Annotated in this window: 5 protein-coding genes; 1 reads left to right on the forward strand and 4 read right to left on the reverse strand. The window is 74.6% G+C overall.

Translation table 11 applies throughout. The features are described from left to right. On the forward strand, positions 1-625 hold a 625-nt coding region (locus tag ABZS66_RS60755), incomplete at its 5' end, for a WYL domain-containing protein (protein WP_354773968.1). A 10-nt stretch (positions 626-635) separates the two neighbouring features. Here ABZS66_RS60755 and ABZS66_RS60760 read toward each other — a convergent pair. The 4 genes from ABZS66_RS60760 to ABZS66_RS60775 all read right to left on the reverse strand — a co-directional run. Then, positions 636-1295 (reverse strand): DapH/DapD/GlmU-related protein, encoded by a 660-nt coding sequence (locus ABZS66_RS60760; protein WP_354773970.1) that lies wholly within the window; start codon positions 1293-1295, stop codon positions 636-638. After that, positions 1292-2272 (reverse strand): Gfo/Idh/MocA family oxidoreductase, encoded by a 981-nt coding sequence (locus tag ABZS66_RS60765; RefSeq protein WP_354773972.1) that lies wholly within the window; start codon positions 2270-2272, stop codon positions 1292-1294. Before ABZS66_RS60765 ends, ABZS66_RS60760 begins: the two co-directional genes overlap by 4 nt. Beyond that, the gene (locus tag ABZS66_RS60770) at positions 2269-3360 is read right to left on the reverse strand and encodes a UDP-N-acetylglucosamine 2-epimerase (protein WP_354773974.1); all 1092 of its coding nucleotides are present in this window, start codon (positions 3358-3360) and stop codon (positions 2269-2271) included. The genes ABZS66_RS60765 and ABZS66_RS60770 overlap by 4 nt, the downstream gene beginning before the upstream one ends. Before the next feature lie 60 nt (positions 3361-3420). Further along, a partial coding sequence (locus tag ABZS66_RS60775; RefSeq protein ID WP_354773976.1) for a tetratricopeptide repeat protein occupies positions 3421-4418 on the reverse strand: 998 nt, incomplete at its 5' end.

Consider the following 4418-nt stretch of genomic DNA (forward strand, 5'->3'; position numbering starts at 1 on the left):
AGGCCGACCACACGCCGACCGGCACGCTGACGGCGAGCGCGACGATCATCGACAGGCCGCGCCGGCCCCCGACCGCGGCGCCGCCCGCCCCGACCCGTCGACCACCGCGACCCTGGTCCAGGCCTGCTCGACCGCGCGCCGCGTCCACCTGACCTACCGCTCGGAGGCCGGCACCGAGTGGTCCACGGACGCGGACCCGTGGGCGGTGGTCGTCCGCCACGGCCGCTGGTACCTGCTGTGCTGGTCGCACTCGTCGTCCGCCCGCCGCGCCTACCGCATCGACCGCATCCGGGCGGTCGAGCCGCTCGCGGAGCCCTTCGAGCCCCCGGCCGACCTGGATGCGGTGTCGGTACTGGAGGAGCACCTGGCGGTCGGTTGGGAGTACGCGACGGAGGTCGTGATCGACGCCGCGCTCGAGAAGGCGGCGGCGTGCGTCCGCCGGGGCCTGGGCCGCCTCGAGGCGATCGACGACGGCCACTGCCGGCTGGTGGGCACGACGAGCAACCCGTGGTGGTACGCCGAGCAGCTGGCCGCCCTGCCGTCCCCGTTCCACGTCGTCGGCGGCCCGGAGCTGCGCCACTGCACCCACGCGCTCGGCGCGCGCCTGCTGTCCGCGGCGGGATAGCCGCCGCGGGTCAGCTCGGGTAGGGGACGTGGTCGGCGCCGGCCGGGCAGGTCAGGTCGCCCGTGCCGCAGTACGTGCGCGCCGGCACACCGGTCACGACGGTCCGGGGCGGGACATCGCGGGTGACGACGGCGCCCGCACCGACCAGCGCGCCGTCGCCCACGTGGACCCCGGGCAGGATCGTCGCGTTCGCCCCGATCCGCGCACCGCGGCCGATCGTGACGCCGGCCGTGCATCGGCTGACGTCCGGGCAGCCGGGGCGGGGTGCGTTCGTCAGCGTCACCCGCGGCCCGAGCCACGCACCCTCGCGCAGCACGGAGTGCTCGGGCACGAAGCACTGCGAGTGGATGCGGACCCGGTCCTCGATGCGGACGCTGTGCTCGACCACCGACGAGGAACCGATCGAGACGTCCGCGCCGATGACGGCGTCCTGGCGCAGCAGCACGTGGTGGCCGGTGACGAGGCGGTCGCCGGCGACGACACCGGCGTAGATGACCGTGTGACTGCGGATGACGCCGCCGGCACCGAGGATCGTGCGCCGCGGGGGCTCCGCGTCCCCGGCCGGCCGGCCGATGATGCAGAACTCCTCGATCGTCGTGCCCGGGCCGAGCTCGACGTCCGGCCACACGACGGTGAGCGGTGCGATCCGGGCGGCCGGGTGGCCGGTCATCGGGTCACCGCGCCGGCCGGCAGGACGACCTCGGTGGAGCGGCCGCCGTCGCGGACGGAACGGTCGGCCGCCTCCAGGGCCGCCACCACCCGGATGCCGTTCCAGCCGTCGGTGAGTGGCGGGGTGCCGACGGTCACGCAGTCGATGAAGTGTTCGAGCTCCGCGGCGAGCGGCTCCGTGGCGGGCAACGGGACCGCCTGGGTGGCGATGCCGTCGCGCCATGCGAGCGCGGGCCCGGGCGGCGCGTCGTCGTACGTCAGCATGCGGTGGGCGCCGACCACCACGGTCCGGCGAACCTTGACGTGGTCGGCCCAGCTGAGGTGGACGTGGGCGACGACCGCACCGGGATAGCCCAGCGTCAGGAACGCCACGTCGGCCGGCGCGCCGTGACCGGTCCGGAAGCTGCGGGCCGACACCCAGTCGGGGCTGGTGCCGACCAGGTGGTTGGCGATCGCGACGTCGTGCGGTCCCAGCGACCACAGCACGTCCACGTCGGGATTGGCCCGGCCCCGGTTGAGCCGCTGCAGGTGCAGGTACCGCACCGGGCCCAGCTCGTCGCCGAGGATCGCCTCGCGCATGCGCCGGATGCCGGGCACGAACTCGAAGGTGTGCCCGACCATGAGCACGACGCCCGCAGCCTCGGCGGCCCGGGCCAGCTCCACCGCGTCGCCGGCCGACGTCGCCAGCGGCTTCTCGACCAGGACGTGACGGCCGGTGGCCAGCACGCGCCGGGTCAGGGCCGCGTGGGTCCGCGGCGGCGTGGCGATGACGACCGCACCGACGGACGGATCGGCGAGCATGCCGTCGAGCTCGGCGAACGCCGGCAGGCGCGGGTACGCCGCCTGGAACGCCGCCCGGCGCTGCGGTGACGGGTCGACGACGGCGCGCAGCGGCAGCCGGGCGTGGCCGGCGAGGAGCCGGGCGAAGTTCGGGCCCCAGTAGCCGTAGCCGACCAGCCCGGCGCCGCTGCCGGTCATGGCCGGTTGGCCAGCGTCAGCAGGGCGTCGATCCCCTCGTCGATGCCGCCCGGCACCATGAGCGGCGACGGCGGCAGGGCCCCGCGCAGCTGCTCGACCCACGCGATGCCGGCGTCGAGGTCGGACAGGTCGGGTCCGACGTGGCGGATGAGGCCGGCGTCGTGCAGGTCGGTCCAGACGGCGGTGTTCACCGCGAGTGCCGGCCGGCCGAGGAGGTGTGCCTCGCGGATCAGGCCGCCCGAGTCCGACACCAGGAAGGCGGCGTCGCTCAGCGCCCGCAGGACCTGCCGGAACCCCATCGGCTCGTGCAGCACGACGGGGAGTTCCTTCGACGCGCGTCGCACCATGGCGGCGGAGCGGGGATGGAGAATCCAGTGGACGGTCTTGCCGCGGTCGAGCAGCCGGGTCAGGAGCTGGCGCATCGTACCGATGTTCATGTTCTCCGGCCGGTGCAGCGTCACCATCACCCGGTTGGCGTCGGCCCCTGTCCGGTCCCCGGTCCGGTCCCCGGCCGGCGGCGGGGCGATCATGTGGGTGAACCAGCGGGCGGCCAGGTCGCCGGTGCGGACCAGCTGACCGGTGAAGCCCTCGGCGCGCAGCGCCTCGGCCGCCGATGCCGACACGCAGAACGCCAGGTCTGCGGCGAGGTCCGCGGCCCGGGAGTTGAACGACTCCTGCTCGCCGCCGATGCGCCGCTCCCCGGCCTCGACGTGGACCAGCCGGAACCCGTTGAGCTTGGCCGTCAGCGCACCGGCCAGCATCGGGTTGGCGTCGCCGAACACGACGACGGTCGTGGTCAGCGGCCACTGGCTGGAGAGGTTGCCGAGCTGGCTGACGGTGCTCCCGAGCACCTCGGCCGGGCTGCTGCGGGAGGGATGCCTGAGGCGGATCGTCGGCTCGAGTCCGATCTCGCGCATGAGCAGGTCGTTCATCGGCGGCGAGAAGTGCTGCGCGGTGTCGATGATCGTGGTGGTGAACGGCGCTGCGGAACAGCGCTGTAACTCGTACTGCAGCGCCGCGGCCTTGATGTACTGCGGCCGGACCCCGCAGATGAGCACGAGGTGGGCCGGGAACGGCCGTCGCGTCACACGCACCGCCCCTGGGAACGAGTCATCATCTCATGGTATCCGCCGGCGATCGCCGGGCGGTCAGCCATGCTGGCGCCAGAACGCCAGGTTCTTTCGTGTGCTAACGGTGTCGGGATGCTCCGCGCCGAGCACCCGGATCCGGTCCGTGAGCAGGTCCTCGTAGCCGTCCGCGGCGCCGGCGGCGTCCCCCGCCAGGCCGCGCAGATAGGCGAGCATGCCCCGGGCCGTCAGGGTGGCCACGTGGTTCCAGCCGAGCACCCGCCCGAAGTCCGGCAACGCCGGCTCCAGCACGTCGACGGCCCCCCGCGGGTCGCCGGCCTCACCGCGCCAGCGGGCCAGGCCGCAGCGCAGGCCCAACGTCTCCGGGTGATCCGGTCCGAGCACCCGCAGGTAGTCGTCGACCAGCGTCGCGCAGTCACGGTGGGCCGCCCCCGGGTCGCCCGCCTCGCCGCGCAGGAATGCCAGGTTGACCCGGACGCCCAGCGTCGCCGGGTGGTCCGGCCCGAGCAGCCGCAGGTAGTCGAGCAGCAGTTCCTCCACGTCAGCCGCCGCGGCGGTGACGCCGCCCGCCTGGGCGCGCCAGAACGCGACGTTGTTGCGGGCGGTGAGGGTGTCCGGGTGATCGGCGCCGAGCACGGCGAGGCGCCGGGCGAGCACCTCCTGGTACGCGGCGACCGCGCCGGACGGGTCGCCGCTCTCGCCGAGCCAGCGCGCCCGGTTGCCCAGGACGTTCAGCGTGTCCGGATGATCGTCGCCGAGCACCCGGCTGTAGTCGGCCAGCACCTGCTCCGCGATGTGCCGGGCGCGCTGCGGATCGCCCGCCTCGCCGTGCCAGCGGGCCATGTAGTTGCGGACGCTCAGGGTGTCCGGATGATCACCGCCGAGGATCCGGGTGCAGTCGTCGATCAGGACGGCCGACGCGGAGGCGGCGCCCGCGGGGTCCCCGGCCTGGCCCCGCCAGCGGATGACGTTGCCCCGCGTGCGCAGCGTGTCCGGGTGGTCGGTGCCGAGCACGCGCACGCAGTCGGCGAGCAGCGCGTGCGCGGCCGCGGCGGCGC

The sequence above is a fragment of the Dactylosporangium sp. NPDC005572 genome (genome assembly GCF_040605515.1).
GTDB lineage: Bacteria > Actinomycetota > Actinomycetes > Mycobacteriales > Micromonosporaceae > Dactylosporangium.